Here is an 18,467-nt window from a genome sequence, read left to right on the forward strand (position 1 = left end):
ATAAGAGTATATTCGCTCATTTCTGCTTTTATATTATTATATGCTGTTTATTCTGCCAAGTAAAATCTATTTATTGTGATTTTTAATAGCCTCCACGGGTCGTAAACGATTGTAAGTATAAACATTGGCTAACCGCAAAGGAGTGAAATCCGAGGCAAAGCCTACGCCCAGCTCCGCTTTCTGCGGGTGTTTGACATCGGGAATTCGTACAGCTAAGCCTTCCGGTTCTCTAAAAGATAAAGAACTCCCCGCCGTAATTAGCTGCTTGTCGACTACTTCTCCTGTATCGAAATCCACAGTGGTAATGTACGTATTACCTATAGGTTCAATCGAACCGCTTGTGCCGTAAGAGCTCCCCTCCAGCAAATAGAGGTATTGCCCGTAAGAGGCAAAGCCTTGAAATGTTCCTACACTTGGCTGTACAACATCCGCTATAGCGTCATACCGGTGCTGCTTAACACTCTCCAGTTCATACACGCCAAAGTGGAAAACACCGTTTTTCCGATATCGCATAGTTAACAGCTCGTTAGCTGCGTCAATATTTACCGTTGTACGATCCGCCCCTTCGATAAGCTTGTGTTTCTGAAGCTCTGGCGACTCGGGAGTTAAAATTTTTCCATTCTCAAACTTGAATCTTGTAATGACGGTTCCCCAACCATCTTTTCCCTCTGCTACAGAGTCGGTCTCCGACCAAATATAAGGAATTCCGTCTTCCGTTTCAACTCCGATCTGAACACCATGACCGAATCCTTTCAAGTACATGTAACCTACCTTGTTTCCCTCAAGATCCAGCTGCGTTAAAGCTAAATCACCGTTCAAATTGCGATTAGCCCCGCTAACGGCAGCCGGTTCTCCCGGAAGCGTAAGCCCGCCTGCCATCAACTGCACGGTATAGATATGCTTATTCACGTTGTCAAAGGCAAATGATTGCAGAACAGTGCCATTTTGTAACGCTTTATCACGGACGAGCTCCGTCGGTTGATCTGACAAATCAAACACTTTTGAATGCCATGAAGGCTGCTTTGCACTCGCCGTAGGCATGGATGACCCAAGCGCACAAGTAAGCACGATTCCTGCAATCCAAACCATACACCTTTTAACTCTCATCGAATTTGACCTCACTTTCCTAATCAAAATAGCGACTCAATAGCTCAACAAATACACTTGGCTCGTCAACTGCATATCGCCGAATTCCCATGTTAAGCAACTCGAACAAGTCTTCCTGATCAAATTTGTACGGCAGCACTTCCAATTCCATCCCCGCTTCTCCCAAATACTGAAGAGCCTCTTGAATAAAAGTTTTCTGCAGTTTGTAACGCCATGACTGCTTTTCCTCGGCATCCGGCAGGTGAAGCTGAACAATATCAAGGGAGTTAAACCCGGTTTGACGAATATGTGTGAATGTTTCCACCGCTGTTTCCGGGAAACGTGCAGGAATCCACAGCATGGTTCTAACCTCGGGGACTAACCGCTTAACTGTTTTACAATTCTCATGATTATTGTGGGCAAATATAATTTGCCCGGCTACGCCGTATTCTTGAATCAGCGCAGCCAACACTTCCAAATCTACCTGTTTGAAGTCCAGATAGAGCTGACGGTCGGAATGCTCGGACAAAACAGCCAATATCTCCTTAAGTGAAGGAACTTTCTCATTGAGGAACCGCTCTCCGAATTTCAAGCCTGCATCCCATTGCTGAATCTGATCAAAAGTAAGTTCAGAAATCAGCTTGTCTTGATGCGCTTCGGGTACGGACAATGTTCGTTTCGGCGTTGCGTCATGTATACCGATAATGATGCCATCTGCCGTTTGCCGGATATCAATCTCGGGTATCCCTCCGAGGCTCCATGCGTAATTCATCGCTGCCATCGTGTTCTCCGGCACTTCCGAATTCGAGTTTTGGTGGGCCTGCCATTGAATAGCCTTGCTCCCTAAGTTCTTATCAGTTAAGGACATTGTCGCCATTCCTCCAAATTATTTTTATTTGGACTTCAAAATTCGTTCCGTTTCCTTTTTAAATCCATCCAATGACGATTTGATATCTTTGCTATCGTACATAATTGCCTGCATAACGGAATGGAACTCTTTCATAACTTCCGGCCAAACGACGCTTTTATTTGTATCAACGGCAAATTTAAGCTGATCGTAAGCGACCTTGCGGTTTGGCTCTTTCGTCCATAGATCCTGAATTTGCTTCGTTTCGACCATTTTCTTGGTGAAAGGGAGGTAACCCGTATCGATAATGAATTGTAAGCCGCCTTGCGGATCAGTCTCTACCCAGTTAATGAACTCCCACGCTGCGTCCTTTTGCTTTGATCCGGTAGTCATGGCAATATTAGCGCCGCCTGTAGGCTCAGCATTCACTTTATCCTTCGGCATGAATGCGGTTACCATTTTAAATTTAAGGTTGGAAAGCGATCCCATGACACCTGTCGATTGGAACATCATCCCGACTTTACCGTCTGTGAACATCTGATTTACGATGCTGCCGGAGTTTTGTGAAGGTGGGTAGTACAAAGCGCCCGACTTTTGCATATCCTTCAAGTAGCTAAATACTTTGTCACCGATTCCGTTATCGATAAAATCAAGTGAAGTTGTTTTCTCATTAAAAAACTTACCGCCTGCTTGCGCAATTAAGGCAATTGGATACCACGAATCGTGAACCATCGTAAGCCCGTAACGCTTGTATTCGCTTCCTTCCTTAATCACAAGCGCGTTGGCAACTTTGTTCAGTTCGTCCCATGTTGTCGGAACCGCAAGTCCTTTTTCATCCAGCATATCCTTGTTGATATAGAAAATCGGCGTGGAACGGTTTAAAGGCAAGGATACCAATTTGTTATTAAACGTAGAATGCCCCATCAAACCAGGAACGAAGTCATCTGCGCTCAGTTTCGAGCTTTTCATATAGGAGTTAAGATCTTGCAATACCTCAGCGTCTGCGAACTGCTCGACATATGCGCGTTCAAGCATCGTCACGTCAGGGGCGGTATTGGCTGCAATCGACTGCTGCAATTTGGTAGCGGTTTCATCGTAATTACCTTGAAACGTGCCGACCACTTCAATATTAGGATGGGAAGCATTGAATCGGTCAATCATCGCAGTCATATACTCACCGGTTTTTCCCCCGAGGGAGTGCCAAAATTGAATCGTAGCCTTGCCTTTTGCCGGCTCAGTAGAGGTCTTGGCCGTCGCAGCCGATGTCGCTGCAGGAGCTGTTGATCCTTCAACGCCGCTTCCATTTGATGAACAGCCTGCTAGCAAACCCGTTAATACGACTGCAGTGACCATCATATTGCCAACTTTTTTCTTCATGTATTTACCCCTCCATGAGTAGGATTAGATTATTTTGTTTTATTTAATTCCGGAGTATACGAAAGCTTTAACAATGTATTTCGAGCAGAATGCATACACAATCAAAATGGGAATGACCAACACCACATTGGCCGCCATCAGAATATTCCAATTGTTCACCCCCTCCGTTTCCTTCAACATCGAAATACCTATCGTGAGAGGCCGAACCGCTGTCGAATCGGTCATAACCAGCGGCCAGAAATAATCGTTCCAATGACTGACAAAGCTGAATAGCACAACCGTCGCCAAGGCAGGCATAGCCATTGGGGTAAGGATATTCCACATGATTCTGAACTCACTCGCGTTATCAATTCTAGCAGCTTCTATGATTTCTTCCGGAGTTTGCATGAAATATTGGCGAAGCAGGAAGATGCCGAATGCATTGGACATAAACGGAATAATTTGCGGCAGCAGCGATTTGATTAACCCCCAATCCGCCAGCATCAAATAAACAGGAATGAAGGTAACCTGGCCGGGAATCATAAACGCCAACAGCACCATACCGAATAGGATTCCTTTTCCATAAAAATTGTATTTGGCAAAAGCGTAAGCAGCTGGGATCATCACAATCACTTGCAGAACGATAACGGAAATCGTCACGATGACGGAATTCTTTGTATAGGTTAAAAATGGTCCCGTACCCATAGCATCCGTGAAATTCTTCCACTGCGGCATAGCTGGAACCATCGTCGGCGGGAACGTCATAATCTCATCATAAGACTGCAATGACGTCGAGATCATCCACAGAAACGGAAATATAAAAACAAGTAGAAGCGCGATTTTGAAAATAAAGCTGACGGTTCGCTTCATGGCAAATTGTACTCTCCTTTTTCATCCTCTAGTTTGCCATTAAGAATAATGGACTTTTTTGGACAGTAATCGGAAGTACAGCACGGTCAGCAGCCCGATTGCCGCCATCAATACTACGCCTGTCGCTGAAGCATAACCGATATTCGTTGTACGGAATTCGTAAATGTAGTAAACAAGCGTGTTGGTTGCTTTATTGGGACCGCCTCCCGTCATGATTCTCACCGTATCAAAAACTTTGAAAGAACCAATCGTCATAATGATAAGGATAAAAAATAGCTGTGGGGAAATCATGGGTATCGTTATCGAGAACAGCACCCTGAACTTACTGGCATTATCAATAGCCGCTGCTTCAAGAATCTCTCTAGAAATCCCTCGGATGGCTGCGATGATAATTAGCGCATAATAGCCAATGCTGTGCCATACCGAAACGAGAATGACAGAAACCAAAGCCGTTCTGGAGCTTTGCAACCATTGGGACGGTGGTAAGCCGAGCGCTTTCAGCATGTAATTGAGATAACCGACACTTGGTTCCATCATCCAAAGCCATACGAGCGCAATCGATACGATTGAAATAATATGGGGAGTAAAGATGCCGACTTGTATCAAGGAATTGAATTTGCTGTTGTTGCTTAGCCAAACGGCTATAATTAAGGATAATGCCAAGGTCAGAACGACAACTCCAATCGTGTACAAGCACGTATTCCATAGTGATTTGTAAAAGTCTTCTCTCGTGAAGATTTCAATAAAATTATCCAGTCCAATGAACCTGCTCTTCGCCTTATTCAGCATGTTATATTTAAAGAAGCTTAAGTAAATCAGGTATAGAATAGGGTAAATGACAAAAACAAGGATACCGGCCATGGCAGGCGCAATCATGATATACGGGCGAAACTTGCCCCAAAGTCTCTGTTTGTTCAAATGGATCCTCCTTCCAATGATATACAAGATGTTGATGCTTATTAATGTTTATTTCTCTTGGTAAACGCTTTCTTTTTGCTTAGATAAGTTTACTTCAATTCATTATTTTTGTCATTACCGAAACATCACCATTTGAAATTTAATAGAATCTTCTTCCATCCTCTGTTGGATTCAGCAAATTCCATAACATGAGCGAAATCTTGGGCGGATTGAATCTGAGTCCGCTCATCCGGAAGCAGCTTCCTTAACGTTTCCTGGCATTGCACGTCTCTCATAGCCTCCAACACAGGTATAAAATCATGAATAGAACTACGACTGCTTCCTCTCATCGTGATTCCTTTTTCAAGAACGTCCCTCGTATTAATGGGCACCCGATCTTCCGTTACTCCCATCAGAATAAGATGTCCGCCTGGATTTAACACCTCAATGGCTTGATTTATCGCACTTTCTGAGAACTTGCCACCCGTACATTCCAAAGCGACATCATACCTTTCACCTTTGGAGAAATCATAATCCTGCACTAACTTGCGGGTGGCAAATTCAAATTGTGCCAGCTTCTCTGGAACAGCACCGAATACAGTGAGTCGATCTTGACTTACGCCATAAACATGATGAAGCATGGCAGCCGCCAAATATCCGACCGGACCATCTCCGAATACAACTACCTGTGCACTCTTAAGTGAATCCGCAACATGATGGAGAGCTTGATAGGAAACGGAGCTGAGCTCTGCCAGTACAGCAATTTCATCCGGTACTTCATCTGGAATGGGGATGGCGCTCGCTGCTGGAAATACCAATCTGCTCTGAGCAATGCCGTCGGTTCCGCTTCCCAAAAAACGCCCCCGTGTGCAATAATTGACTCCCTTGCCGCTTCTGCAAGACTCACAACAGTTCATCGGATCTGTTCCATCCAGCATATATCCTTGAATGTTCGGCACAATAACAACTCGTTGACCCGTTTTGACTGTCGGTGTACCACTTGACTTTACGATGCCAATCCCTTCATGAATAAGTGCCATAGGAAGCTTTTTCTCCAACGCTTCTGCTCGCCGTTGCCCACTAAAATAGCGTAAATCCGCATGACAAACACTGCCCAGGGTCGGTTCCACGACAACATCCCAAGCTTGCATTTGTTTTTCAAGGACGGTCTCGATTACCTCATGAGGCTTTACTAATCGATATGCACGCGATTGAATACGGTTTTGTACGAATTTTGCCTGTTCCATATATGATTCCTCCCATTTCTTTCTAATGACTTCTGCGATTGTAAACTACATTTAAATAAATCCACTCAGACTCGCATATGCTGCTTCCATTCTATGCCGAATTACAGCATAACCCCCTTCTTCTCCTTTCCACTCATTTTTTTGCAATAAAATGTTTACTAATGCTCGTTATTGCTTATTTTGAGTATACATTCTCAATTTCGCTTTCGTCAACACGAATTTTCCGTGAATATTAACAAAAAAATGCTTGATTATATTTAATTTATGTTAAACAAGACAAATAAGCATAGCCGCCTGGCCGCTACCATCCAAATAGGAAGAGCCACCGCTTCTATGCTTTCTTTACTACGATATGAATTACTGCGCTCCCCTAAGAGTGCAAGGATTTAACTACATGTTCGCGACTACTTCCACCAGAATGTTCATGCTGAGCACTCGGCTCTACACCCAGAACGTCCGGAAGGGAGATAAGCGTTTTCAAAATATCCGTCAACGACTTATCGTTTTGCACTTTAATTGAAATGCCTAATGAAACCTCACCGTTGTAACTATTGGTTTCAGCCCTTTCCATGCGCGGAATCATCTGCATAGTCCGAATGTGTATTTTGAGTTCCGTCAGCTTATTAAAAACAAGATTTAAACTTTCAGGATTACTCGATACACAGAGAATATATTCTTTTTGTCGACGTTTCCGTAGGAGGTACTTCTCCCAATGATTCAATACAAACAGACAAAACAATACAAGAATGGCAGCCAAAATAGATACATAATAAAATCCAGCCCCTACCGACAGTCCGATTGCGGCTACTACCCAAATCGAGGCCGCCGTAGTCAGGCCGGAAACTGTCGCGCCTGTGCGCATGATTGCTCCCGCGCCAAGAAAGCCAATCCCACTTATCACCTGTGCAGCCAAACGAGCAGGATCAACCCTGACATTGGGTTCAATAATGAAATCATTAAACCCGTAAATAGACAAAAGCATGATGGTTGTTGAACCGACACATACAAGAATATGAGTGCGCAGTCCAGCTGCATGATTGCTCCATTCCCTCTCCAGACCTATAAGCCCTCCAAGCACCACAGATAAAATCATGCGAAAAGTAAGGGACATATCGGAAATGTGCCAAATCGAATCATGTGATAACAATAGACGTCACCTCCTCCTTTTGCTCATTGATGAATAATAATGTTCATTAATATAAATAAATTGTTTATTAATGTTTATTACATAGTATTTCATGGATATAGGTGTGTCAAGATGAATAATTGGATTTTCCCACATATTTCTCTTACAGGAATTAACAACCCCACATAAGCAATGAATATCTTTATTTTTCTCCGTTTTCCTCCAAATCCTTGGTTTGTCATACACGGAGGTGTTTGATACGCTTTGGATGACTTAAGCGTCCGACCTAATCCATGGAAAAGGGGAAGTCCCCATGCGAACACAGCGATTCAATTTATCCGATACACAACGTTTTTTACTTCGAAATGTGTCTATCATCGGTCTCGGGCTTTTTATTAATCAAATGCTGCAAACCGTGGGGAGTATCGTACTCGCCAGGGAGTTAGGCGACCCGGATCGGTTTGGCGAGGTCAACCTGTTGCTGCAAATTTTCGGGATGATAGCCCTATTCCTCAATTTCGGCTTCAACTCTTCCTTAATCTATGCGTTTTCGCGCAAACCACTGGAAGCGGTTCAAAACAATTTCCGTGTCGCCTTAACCGGGAGTATCCTTTTTAGCTTGATTATCGGATTGATGCTTTTAGCACTAGCTCCACTTCTGGCGAACTACTACCATTTGCCAGAACTTCGAGGCGCTTTACTGCTGAGTTCGATCATGTTTATTTTCAACTCCATTTTAAACATCGGCGTTGCTTCCTTCTCCGGGAACCGCGATTTCGGAACGCAAGCTTTCTTTATGGTGATTACGACGGCGCTGTCCACCACCGGCACGGTGCTTGGCGTGCTTTTGCCACGTGGCAGTTTGAGCTTACTAGAAAACATTTCACTTTGGATGGGCGTAGGAGCATTCCTGACTGCCTTTATTATTTGCATCAAAGTTGAACGTGTGCATAAACCTTTATGGTTCGGTGTTCTTCCGATTCAGGAGGTCAAAAACATGCTGGCATACGGACTGCCAACCTGGGCCGGCAATATCGCAAAAGCTTTTCAACAGCCTTTCCTCGTCATGATGGTAGGTTCAAGTTCTGTATTGGCTGTAGGTTATTTAGCAAACGGTTTCCGAATTACTGGCTTTATTGGAATCATCACATGGGCGTTCATGATCGTCACACTCCCCTTTGTCGCAGAGAAAGCACAGGATGTCGAGGAGAGCAAGCATCGCGGTACGAGTTGTATCCGCTATAATAACATTTTGCTTTATCCGTTGACCGCAATCATTTGTTTATACCCGAGTCAAATCAATGGATTTTTATTTGGTTCGGACTATTCAACAGGTGATTCCGCTACCTACATTCGTCTTATGGCTTTAGGTGTCCTCTTCTCTTCTGTCGGTCGTCTAGGCGGAAGTATTATGGCAGGTATCGGCAAGACGAAATCTACCTTCTGGGTTATGATTGCCGCCGGGATTTTCGTTGTCATTTTTGTCCCTATGGTTGCCGCCAGCAGCCCCGTGCTTGCCGTTTGGATTTATACCGGAGGCTGGGCTGTGTCTGCTCTGACGATGATCGGATTTTATTATTTTGAAAAGTTTGCACTTAACTGGTGGAAAGCCTACGGCGAGCCTCTGCTGCCAACGATTGCGATGCTGGTGATGATGGAAGCGGGTCGATTTGCAAAAAGCTGGTTTCCGCTCTTCGTTTGCTTAGGTCTTCTCGCTCTCCTCGTTTTCACGATATGGATCGAGAGAACTCGTAAGCCGAGGTCAAAGGCAGCTCAGCGTGCCGTTGTTGTGGAATAACGAACTTCCGCCTGACCCGCTGCGAAAATATAGCAGCGAACTCCGCTGAAGCTCCACTTAAGGGAACTGGAGTTCACTATTTTAAGGAAACCGAGCTATTCGCTCTCCGAGAGGAACTGAAGGGTCTTATTTCACTTCCATCACCCGGTTTTCAGGTGAAACAGCACATTAGCGGACTGTAGTTCCCCTCTTAGGCCGAAAGTGTGCCTTTTCAGCGAAATAGGGGACTATAGTTCCCTCCCGCTGAAAATCGTCGAACTCATATGATTAAAAGCCACCCCGAGAGGTGGCTTTCAATCGCTTATTCTTATTAATCCTCTTATTTCCGCTGCATCATTTTCATGAGCACCTTAACCGCTTCCGCCCGTGTAGCTGTATCAGCCGGTTCAAAATTATTACCGCTGCGTCCGTCAATAATGCCCAGTGCACGAGTACTCTCTACATGGCCTTTCGCCCACGCCGGGATTTCTTCGTCATCGGCAAAGCTAGTCGCCGCTTGCGTTGCCGGCGTCGTACCCAAAGCCGCCGATATCATGGCTGCCATTTCTGCACGAGATATCAAGCCGTCCGGCCGGAAAGTCTGATCCTCATAGCCATGAATGATTCCCAAATCTACCGCTTGAGTTACCGCCGTTTCAGCCCACGCAGGAATCTGCTGCTGATCTGCAAACATAAGCGCATTGCCCTTTTTGTCCACCTTTAGCGCGTTCATCAGCATGACTGTAAACTCGGCCCTCGTAACCGAATTGTCTGGTTTGAACGTTCCATCCGCATAGCCACTAATGATTTTCTGCGTTACAGCTTGCTTGATGTCTAGCTCCGCCCAGTGTCCAGCTATATCCGAGAAGGAAATTTCCACACTTCCAGGGCTCTTCGGTTTGTCCACAGCAAATACAGCAAACTTCGTAAAGTGATTTACTTCCACAGTTATTTTGTTATCCATTACGGTGCCGCCAATTTCAATCCATGTTTTTTTCGTTTCATCGTAATAAAAAACAGATGGCTGCTGATCTTGACCTAATTTGGCAGGATCAAACAAGAACGAAATGCTTACCGGCTTGCCGAAGTTCTGCGTGAAGTTTTTCAAAATCTCAAAAACGGAACTAAGCAGCTTATGACTATCGCTAACTAACCCATCGACATTTTGCAATGACTCAGCTGTTAGATGAAGCTCTTGACTCGTCGCTCCCTCAGGTATGGTAATCCAAATGGCATCCTTCCAACTTACACTGCGCGTACCACCTGCTGGAACCGTCACATCCAGCTTGGCAGGCACAACAGGAGAACCTGAACCCGAGTTTGACGAGCCTGTTGAATCTGACGAACTTCTTGGTGAGTTAGTCTGAATCGTCTTGCTAAGCCCGATGCTCTCATTACCTGCAGCGTCTACCGCTGTAACACTAAATGTATAGGTCGTACCCGCTGTTAGCGTACTGAGGTTAAAGGAATAATAGACACTTCCTGTAACTGAGGAATAAACAGAGTTAGTAACCGAAGCATACACGCCATTAGTCACTGAAGCGTAGACGTTTCCGACCACGGTGCCGCTTCCCGTCTCATAGATTCGGTATTGCTTCACGCCAATATCATCCGACGCTTCCGGCCAAGTTAGAGTCAAGCTATTCTGTCCGATATTCGTAACCTGAAGGGCGCTGCCCTGCGGCCACACCGGAGCCTCAATATCAGGTGCTTGTGTCTTGAGTTGAATGGCTTGCGTCCCGACAGTTCCAAACCAGTTCTTGATCGTATTAAAATCATTGGAAAAAGCCATGGACAACAGAAGCATGATTCTGGCATGCTGCGGATTCAAGCTGTCTCCAGCGATAATACCATTACCGCCGCTTGGGTACATCGTGCCCGAGCCTGTTCTTGTTGTCGTGACGAAAATAACACCTTGTTTAATGGCATTACTGCGTGCCGTGCTCATCTTCGACGAAATACCGCCCGCGCCTGTGCCAGCGGTCACGATCCCCTTCGCCCCCTCCGCGACAAATCCCTTAATCGCACCGGCTGAACTGTCTTGGTAGCCATAAACGATCTCGACTGCCGGAAGTTTATCCTTCGTAATTTTCTTCAGATCGAAAGGGGTTGCCCAATCCGCCCGACCTGCTTTGAACCGTTTCGCAGTGGTGCGATAAATACGAATGTTGGTCTCATCAATATACCCAAGTGCGCCTAGAATTGGCGTTTCAAACGTATCCATGCGCTGCGCGTTCGTCTTGGTTACATCCCTTGCCGCTTGAATAATGTCATTCAGCATGACCACGGTGCCGAACGATTTCGTTTTACCGCTGCCTGCAAGTTTAATTGCATTGTACAAATTCGCCGGACCATCTGTACCGATGACGTCCCAAGGTCTCATGGCGCCAGTGACAACGACAGGCTTTTCGCTTCTTACCGTGAGGTCAAGAAAATAAGCGATTTCCTCCATAGTATCCGTGCCAGTAGTAACGACCACTCCATCATAAACTTCTAACGCTTGGTCTACCACAAGGGATAGGTCGTACAAATCCCCCATCGAATAACTGCCTGAACCTTTATTGCCGAATTGATACGTGTTCACATTGGCAATTTTGTTTTTGTTCGGCAATTGGTTTACAAGATCGGACATCAGGTACGTTCCTGCTTGATAAGTTTGAAAACTCGTTGCATCTCTTGCTTTACCCGCCAACGTACCACCGGTCGCGATCACAACAACGTTAGGCAGTTGAGGGTCTCTGTTGTCGGATAGCGGAGGAATCGGAAAGGCTGTTCCCGAAGGTTCCGCCGCACCTGCATTCGACGGATGGATGAACAAAACAGCCAACAAGAGCACCAGAGACAAGAAATAGAGCGGGATGAGGCTTCTTTTGAGATTTGGATGATACATATCATTCATTAAACCTTACCTCCCGCTGAATTATGATGCCTCTTTCACATCTTGCGTACCATAAGTGCCAAACCAACCTTTAATCACGTTAAAATCGTTGGAAAAAGCCATTGAAAGTAGAAGCATAATTCGAGCATGCTGTGCGTTCAAGCTATCCCCGGCAATGATGCCGTTGCTTGAGCTAGGATACATGGTACCTGAACCTGTCCGTGTTGTGGTGACGAAAATAACACCTTGTTTGATCGCATTGCTGCGCGCTGCGCTCATCTTCGATGAAATGCCGCCCGCACCTGTTCCTGCCGTCACAATCCCTTTGACGCCATCGGCCACCAGACCGTTAATCGCGCCGCCTCCAGCATCTTGATAAGCATACGCAATCTCTACGGCAGGGAGCTTGTCCTTCGTAATCGTCTTCAAGTCAAATGGCGTCGCCCAATCCGCTTCGCCTGCTTTCAGCGCTCTAGCCGTAGCACGATAGATACTAATATTCGTCTCATCGATATAACCAAGCGCGCCGAGGATTGGCGTCTCAAAGGTATCCATACGGTGAGCGTTCGTTTTAGTCACTTCCCTCGCCGCTTGAATAGTGTCGTTCAACATAAGGACAGTACCAAACGATTTCGTTTTTCCACTGCCTGCAAGCTTAATAGCGTTGTACAAGTTCGCAGGACCGTCTGTTCCGATAACGTCCCAAGGTCTCATGGCTCCAGTGACGACAACCGGTTTTTCACTTCTAACCGTGAGGTCAAGAAAATACGCGATTTCTTCCATCGTGTCGGTCCCGGAAGTCACAACAACACCATCATAGACCTCCAAAGCTTGATCAACGGCAAGTGATAGATCGTACAAGTCGCCTATTGAATAACTACCTGACCCTTTATTTCCAAATTGATAGGTGTTCACATTCGCGATTTTATCTTTATTCGGCAATTGGCTTACCAAGTCAGACATCAGATACGTTCCTGCTTGATAAGTTTGAAAACTCGTTGCATCCGTTGCTTTTCCTGCAAGCGTCCCACCGGTTGCGATTACAATAACGTTAGGCAGTTGGGGATTTCTGCTGTCGGATAACGGAGGAATCGCCGCAGCCGCACTCGCAGAGGTCGGATTCATAAATACCAACATCATACTAAAGAGAGCCAAGACAAGGAACGGGATGAGGACCTTTTTGCTGAGTTTACTTTCATGAATAAATGTCACGTAAGAAAACCTCCATGTTAGGTATTTTTTTAATTTAAACGCTTAAACACAACCCAATCGTATTTAATGTTATATTATTTATCAAATACATAACATAGTCATAAAAACGCATACATATCATATTTACGTTATTTTACGAGATTATTTACTAGTTTATCTATGTTTTTAGCGTTACAACTCTAAAAATTTTAAAATATTTGCATGCGCTTTCTTGGAAGAATCTACCTTGTTCATTAACAAATGATGTAATAGAATGATGTCCATAAGTGAAAATACACAAAACGAGGTGATATTATCTAACATAACATTCACTTTATTACTCCTCTCAAGTTATTGGTCTCAGCTTAATTCATCATTTTCATCATTTCTATCAACCTAGCATTTTCTTAGTAATATCCACGTTAGATAAATTCGTAATTGTTATTGGAGGCGTCTTCATGAAATCCTTATTATCCAGAAGCTCTATTTCGAAGGTCCTTTCCACGGCCCTTATTGCAGCTACGTTGCCTTTAGGAGCACTGAGCGCTGCCGCAGAAACCTCTATCTCCAGCGTTGATTCACCTAACAGCTCGTCTACAGTAACAGAGACGGTATATCAAACAGCTCCCAATGTTGTCGTTTTACCACCGGGTTCAGAATCCGTCCTTCTGACAGGTCCTTCAACTACCATTAGCGGAGCGTTATTCGATGTTGATGTAGCGTTAACCGGTGTTACCGAGAAAGTGACCGCCCAGAAGTTTATCATCGAGTTTAATCCCGCCCGAGTTGACTTCATCGACGTACAAGCCGTAGACAGTTCAACCACGATCGTCGGACAGAATGCAGAGCTAGGCAAGGCAACAGTCGTCGCTGCCAGCATTAGCGAGTCAGCTGTTAATAACAAAACACTGATCCGCCTTAAATTCAAAGCAAAAGCAAATAGCGGCGTACAGGATATTAAAGTGAGCGCTGAGCTTGGCCTTGCAGATACCGGCGTAATCCAAGCAACGCGTTTTGGCAGTCTCAGCCTGCAAACGAACCAAGTTACCGGAGACTTAAACGGTAATGGCGCACTTGATATCGGCGATTTGGCTTGGCTTGCTCCTTATTACGGTATTACATCTACTCACGCTTCATGGTCCACGGTGGCTGGTGCCGATTTCAACCAAAACGGATCGATCGATCTGACCGATCTAGGCCTATTAGGCAAAAAAGTATTGTATGATACAAAGCAATTTGAACTAATGGAAGCATCGGTAATGGATATACAAAATGCGATGAATGCCGGTAAACTGACAGCCGTCCAGCTTGTCACGAAATATTTGGCGCGTATCGATACATATGATCAAAAAGGTCCTGAAATCAAGGCCATTCTTAACGTCAATCCGAAGGCACTCGAAGAAGCAGCAGCTCTAGACAAGGAGCGCAGCGAGAAAGGGCCTAGAGGACCCCTTCACGGTATTCCCGTTATTGTGAAGGACAACTTCAATACAATTGGCATGCCAACGACGGCCGGATGTATTTGTCTAAAAACAAACAACACCTCGACCGATGCGTTTATGATCAAGAAGCTGAAGAATGCGGGCGCAATTATACTCGCGAAATCTAACCTCCATGAATTCGCCTTCGGAACGACAACACTCAGTTCGCTTGGCGGACAGACCAAAAACCCTTATGATCTGACCACGAATCCTGGCGGATCAAGCGGCGGTACCGGTGCGGCACTTGCAGCAAACTTCGGCACAATCGGCCTCGGAACAGATACAGGCGGCTCCATTCGAATTCCGTCCTCACGCAACGCACTCGTAGGTATTCGTCCTACGATCGGGTTGACGAGCCGTGAAGGCATCATTCCTCTCGCCCACTCTCAGGATGTCGGCGGTCCGATGGCTCGGTCCGTTGCGGATGCTGCGATTGCGCTTGATGTTGTAAGCGGATATGACCCGAACGACCTGGTTACCGCTTTATCAACTGGTAATATCCCTAAGAGCTATACCGATTATTTGGATAAGGACGGTTTAAAGGGAGCTAGAATCGGCGTTATACGTTCACTGTCAACAGGCAACGACGCCGCTTTCAATGCGGCAGTCGACAAGATGAAACAGCTTGGCGCAACCGTTATTGATGTAACCATCCCGAACCAATCCAAAATCCTCGGCTACGCCAGCTTGAGCGGTACGGAATTTAAGTTTGATTTAAATGATTACTTGGCTACACTTGGTGCGAATGCCCCCTACAAGACACTGACGGAAATTATTGCATCCAACGATATTTTACAAAGCCAAAAAAGCTCGATGATTCAACGCGATAACGTGACGACCTTGGAAACGCTGAACTACTATAAAGATCTTTGGGAGCGTACGAAACTCACACAACAGTCGCTAACTCAAGTATTAGGCGAAAATTCGTTAGATGCCGTCTTGTATGCAACTACATCAGGGAATGCGAACCGGTTAAGCGCATACTCCGGCTTCCCAGCCATCAGCTTCCCGGCAGGCTACAACAACCAAGTTCCATTCGGAATTGAACTCCTGGGTAGAGAGTACGATGAAGGAACTTTGATTAAACTGGCGTACTCCTTCGAACAGGCGACCCACCTTCGTACGATGCCGGCGTCCACCCCCGCCCTAACAACCGAGGAGGAGTCCAAGCTCCTATTAACACCGTAAGCAATTTTCAATGAAAGGTCGGGACCTAGATATGGTACGTATGCTGCTTGGGTTATCTTTATCCTTATGTTTAGCTGTTGGACTTTGGCTTCCGCAGGTTGCGGCAGCCGTTGTCGATCCTGTGTTTTCTGTAACAACTTCAACAAATTCCTTGCTGCAAAATCAATCGTTAAAGGTAGACATCCAAGGCGATTCCTTAGATGACCTTTTCGCCTATGAGCTTAACCTGTATTATGACGAGTCCATCCTTCAGTTGGATACTTCGCAAAAATTTACCGACCTGAACGGCTTCGTACTTCCAATCAAGATTGTTCAGGACGGCGGTACACACGCACAGCTTGTCTATACGAAAACAGGGTCATTAACCGGTTTGAACGGGTCGACCAAACTCGGTACCTTAACCTTCAGGACAGTAGGTTCCGGAACTGTAGATCTAACACTGAAACAAGTTAAGATCAGCACCAGCTCCCTCAAGGAAGAGAAGCTGCTTACGCCGAATGCCAAGGCGACCGTCCTGGTAGATAGCCGAGAAAGGCCGACATTAGGAAGCTATCCGACGCCCTCAACCCCTGCAGAGTCGAATGTTGTTTCCGTGAAACCGGAGCAACTCCAGACCAGTGGAGCAGAGAAGATTGCCATCTCGCTGCCAACAAATGCTCAGCAGATTCTTTTGCCTTCTAATACCTCCGAATTGTTAAGCGATAAGAAGCTTGAGATTCAAGCGGAGAAGATTAAGCTGGAATTGCCAGCGAAAGTGTTCACCCAGCTGAACAATCTTGTTAATGAGCAGGAACGCACTGACAGTAAAATTACACTAGCCATCGAACCACTTACCGAATCGACAGTTGGCGAGGGCGTGTTGAATCAAGCTAAGAATCAACTAGGAGCGAGCGTGAAGCTAGGCAGTTTGATCTACAACATTAAGCTTTATGTAACGACCAAAGCAGGTCAAACCTTGAGCCTTACCAGTTTCGAACAACCTATTCAAATTCGATTCAATCTTGATTCAGCTGCAAATCCGAAGCTCAGCAGCGTATATTACATCTCCGATAATGGAGGGTTGGAGCGCATAGGAGGAACTTACTTAAGTGGTGAGTTAAGTTCCGACATCTCTCATTTCAGCAAATACACCGTTCTGGAAGTATCCAAATCTTTCGCAGATGTTCCTTCCTCTCACTGGGCGGCGGATGTCATTCAAGAACTAGCCTCTAAACTTGTCATTAGCGGCACAAGCGAACAAACCTTTGAACCCGAGAGTAAGGTCACACGCGCACAATTCACGGCGCTTATGGCAAGAGCACTGCAATTGAAGACAGCCAATTCATCCACTTCATTCCAGGACGTGCAACCATCCGACTGGTTCGCCCCTGAGGTTGCTTCTGCGGTGCAAGCCGGTATCGTGAATGGCAGAGAAACCGATAAGTTCGAGCCGAACTCTCTGGTCTCACGCGAAGAAATGACGGCTATACTGATGCGGTCTTACAGGCTTTTGCACGGTAAAACCGATCCGGCAGCAGCGCCTTCTTTCTCGGACGAAGCGGCCATCGGACAATGGGTCTTAGCTGATGTAAAAGCAGCCACAGCTCTAGGGTTGGTACAAGGCCGCTCCGAAGGCCAATTCGAGCCTCAAGGTTTTGCAACGCGAGCTGAAGCAGCGCAAGTGCTGTACCGTTTGTTATCCAAATAAACCAAACAAACAGGGAGGGGACGTCTAGTCCCCTCTTTCCCCTACTCTCTTTTATCCCTTTACGCAGAACTTGTTTTTCTACAGCAATAGAGGAATAATAAGAGAGTATTCAATTTTAATTAGGCGGTGTTCGAATTGGTTCAATTGGGCTCAGGCATTACAACTATTCAGCTAAGCGTAGCAAACAACAGCAACTCCTTCATCCCGACCATCCTGTGGGACGATCAAGATGTCATTCTCATTGATACCGGCATTCCCGGCCAACTGGAGCTGATTCGTGCCGCATTCGAGGAATTATCCATTCCTTTCGAGAAGTTGACCAAAATTATTATAACCCACCAAGACATGGATCATATCGGCAGCCTGCCGGCGCTGGTGGAAGCTTTCGGAGACCAGGTTCAAGTGCTGGCCCACGAAACGGCCGTGCCTTATCTGGCCGGGGAGATCCCGCTCGTTAAGAGCAAAAAGCTCGCCCCGCCCGTCAAGGTCGACGTAGCTCTTAAAGATGGCGATATTTTACCGTTTGTCGGCGGAATTCGTGTCGTCTATACGCCAGGTCACACACCAGATCATACCTCTTATTATCATATCCCGAGCAAAACCCTGATCGCAGGCGACGCTCTAACAGCGAAAGACGGTGTTCTGCAATCCTATAACCCGGCCTATACTCCGGATCAGGAAACGGCACTGGCATCCATTGCGAAGCTCCAAGAGCTGGAGCTTCACGCAATCATCGCATTCCATGGCGGTGTGTGCACTGACAATCTGCAGGAGCGTCTGCAGGATATCGTAACAGCCGGCCCCGTCGTGAACAGCTAATCATCCTCTGTCGCAAG

At 45.9% G+C, this 18,467-nt stretch carries 13 protein-coding genes; 4 read left to right on the forward strand and 9 right to left on the reverse strand.

All coding sequences use genetic code 11. The features are described 5' to 3' along the window. Window positions 1-66: 66 nt before the first annotated feature. From RQP52_RS31190 to RQP52_RS31220, 7 genes are all read right to left on the reverse strand, one after another. On the reverse strand, window positions 67-1,107 hold the full coding sequence (locus RQP52_RS31190) for a phage baseplate protein (protein ID WP_315955449.1): 1,041 nt from the start codon (window positions 1,105-1,107) through the stop codon (window positions 67-69). 19 nt (window positions 1,108-1,126) lie between these two features. Beyond that, window positions 1,127-1,954: a glycerophosphodiester phosphodiesterase gene (locus tag RQP52_RS31195; RefSeq protein WP_315955450.1), complete on the reverse strand. Its 828-nt coding sequence runs from the start codon at window positions 1,952-1,954 to the stop codon at window positions 1,127-1,129. A gap of 24 nt (window positions 1,955-1,978) precedes the next feature. Further along, window positions 1,979-3,310, reverse strand: a complete 1,332-nt coding sequence (locus RQP52_RS31200; RefSeq protein WP_315955451.1) for an ABC transporter substrate-binding protein — start codon at window positions 3,308-3,310, stop codon at window positions 1,979-1,981. A gap of 39 nt (window positions 3,311-3,349) precedes the next feature. Continuing rightward, on the reverse strand, window positions 3,350-4,159 hold the full coding sequence (locus RQP52_RS31205) for a carbohydrate ABC transporter permease (protein WP_315955452.1): 810 nt from the start codon (window positions 4,157-4,159) through the stop codon (window positions 3,350-3,352). A 39-nt stretch (window positions 4,160-4,198) separates the two neighbouring features. Continuing rightward, on the reverse strand, window positions 4,199-5,077 hold the full coding sequence (locus RQP52_RS31210) for a carbohydrate ABC transporter permease (protein ID WP_315955453.1): 879 nt from the start codon (window positions 5,075-5,077) through the stop codon (window positions 4,199-4,201). A gap of 125 nt (window positions 5,078-5,202) precedes the next feature. Continuing rightward, complete coding sequence (locus tag RQP52_RS31215; RefSeq protein WP_315955454.1) at window positions 5,203-6,303, reverse strand: alcohol dehydrogenase catalytic domain-containing protein; 1,101 nt, start codon at window positions 6,301-6,303, stop codon at window positions 5,203-5,205. A 370-nt stretch (window positions 6,304-6,673) separates the two neighbouring features. Next, on the reverse strand, window positions 6,674-7,414 hold the full coding sequence (locus RQP52_RS31220; RefSeq protein WP_315955505.1) for an MgtC/SapB family protein: 741 nt from the start codon (window positions 7,412-7,414) through the stop codon (window positions 6,674-6,676). A 328-nt stretch (window positions 7,415-7,742) separates the two neighbouring features. On the opposite strand from RQP52_RS31220, the gene RQP52_RS31225 reads away from it, so the two are divergent. Beyond that, window positions 7,743-9,227, forward strand: coding sequence for an oligosaccharide flippase family protein (locus RQP52_RS31225; RefSeq protein WP_315955455.1), 1,485 nt, complete (start codon window positions 7,743-7,745; stop codon window positions 9,225-9,227). A gap of 319 nt (window positions 9,228-9,546) precedes the next feature. Here the strand turns inward: RQP52_RS31225 and RQP52_RS31230 are convergent, their stop codons facing one another. Beyond that, the gene (locus tag RQP52_RS31230; RefSeq protein WP_315955456.1) at window positions 9,547-12,105 is read right to left on the reverse strand and encodes an asparaginase domain-containing protein; all 2,559 of its coding nucleotides are present in this window, start codon (window positions 12,103-12,105) and stop codon (window positions 9,547-9,549) included. Between the two features lie 21 nt (window positions 12,106-12,126). Beyond that, the gene (locus RQP52_RS31235) at window positions 12,127-13,296 is read right to left on the reverse strand and encodes an asparaginase (RefSeq protein WP_315955457.1); all 1,170 of its coding nucleotides are present in this window, start codon (window positions 13,294-13,296) and stop codon (window positions 12,127-12,129) included. Between the two features lie 437 nt (window positions 13,297-13,733). Between RQP52_RS31235 and RQP52_RS31240 the strand changes: the two genes are divergently transcribed. The 3 genes from RQP52_RS31240 to RQP52_RS31250 all read left to right on the forward strand — a co-directional run bounded on the left by RQP52_RS31240 (window position 13,734) and on the right by RQP52_RS31250 (window position 18,450). Beyond that, entirely contained in the window at window positions 13,734-15,944 is a 2,211-nt protein-coding gene (locus RQP52_RS31240; protein ID WP_315955458.1) for an amidase family protein, read from the forward strand. 10 nt (window positions 15,945-15,954) lie between these two features. Beyond that, window positions 15,955-17,631, forward strand: coding sequence for an S-layer homology domain-containing protein (locus RQP52_RS31245; RefSeq protein ID WP_315955459.1), 1,677 nt, complete (start codon window positions 15,955-15,957; stop codon window positions 17,629-17,631). A gap of 135 nt (window positions 17,632-17,766) precedes the next feature. After that, window positions 17,767-18,450 (forward strand): MBL fold metallo-hydrolase, encoded by a 684-nt coding sequence (locus tag RQP52_RS31250; protein WP_315955460.1) that lies wholly within the window; start codon window positions 17,767-17,769, stop codon window positions 18,448-18,450. Window positions 18,451-18,467 lie beyond the last annotated feature (17 nt).

It is taken from the genome of Paenibacillus violae, assembly GCF_032461945.1.
Classification (GTDB): Bacteria; Bacillota; Bacilli; order Paenibacillales; family NBRC-103111; genus Paenibacillus_E; species Paenibacillus_E violae.

What these genes read in the sequence shown, in the direction of transcription:
- RQP52_RS31230 (WP_315955456.1), bottom strand. Translation starts at nt 12,105, where the DNA reads ATGAATGATATGTATCATCCAAATCTCAAAAGAAGCCTCATCCCGCTC.
- RQP52_RS31220 (WP_315955505.1), bottom strand. Translation starts at nt 7,414, where the DNA reads ATGTCCCTTACTTTTCGCATGATTTTATCTGTGGTGCTTGGAGGGCTT.
- RQP52_RS31245 (WP_315955459.1), top strand. Translation starts at nt 15,955, where the DNA reads ATGAAAGGTCGGGACCTAGATATGGTACGTATGCTGCTTGGGTTATCT.
- RQP52_RS31200 (WP_315955451.1), bottom strand. Translation starts at nt 3,310, where the DNA reads ATGAAGAAAAAAGTTGGCAATATGATGGTCACTGCAGTCGTATTAACG.
- RQP52_RS31190 (WP_315955449.1), bottom strand. Translation starts at nt 1,107, where the DNA reads ATGAGAGTTAAAAGGTGTATGGTTTGGATTGCAGGAATCGTGCTTACT.
- RQP52_RS31205 (WP_315955452.1), bottom strand. Translation starts at nt 4,159, where the DNA reads ATGAAGCGAACCGTCAGCTTTATTTTCAAAATCGCGCTTCTACTTGTT.
- RQP52_RS31240 (WP_315955458.1), top strand. Translation starts at nt 13,734, where the DNA reads ATGAAATCCTTATTATCCAGAAGCTCTATTTCGAAGGTCCTTTCCACG.
- RQP52_RS31195 (WP_315955450.1), bottom strand. Translation starts at nt 1,954, where the DNA reads ATGTCCTTAACTGATAAGAACTTAGGGAGCAAGGCTATTCAATGGCAG.
- RQP52_RS31225 (WP_315955455.1), top strand. Translation starts at nt 7,743, where the DNA reads ATGCGAACACAGCGATTCAATTTATCCGATACACAACGTTTTTTACTT.
- RQP52_RS31215 (WP_315955454.1), bottom strand. Translation starts at nt 6,303, where the DNA reads ATGGAACAGGCAAAATTCGTACAAAACCGTATTCAATCGCGTGCATAT.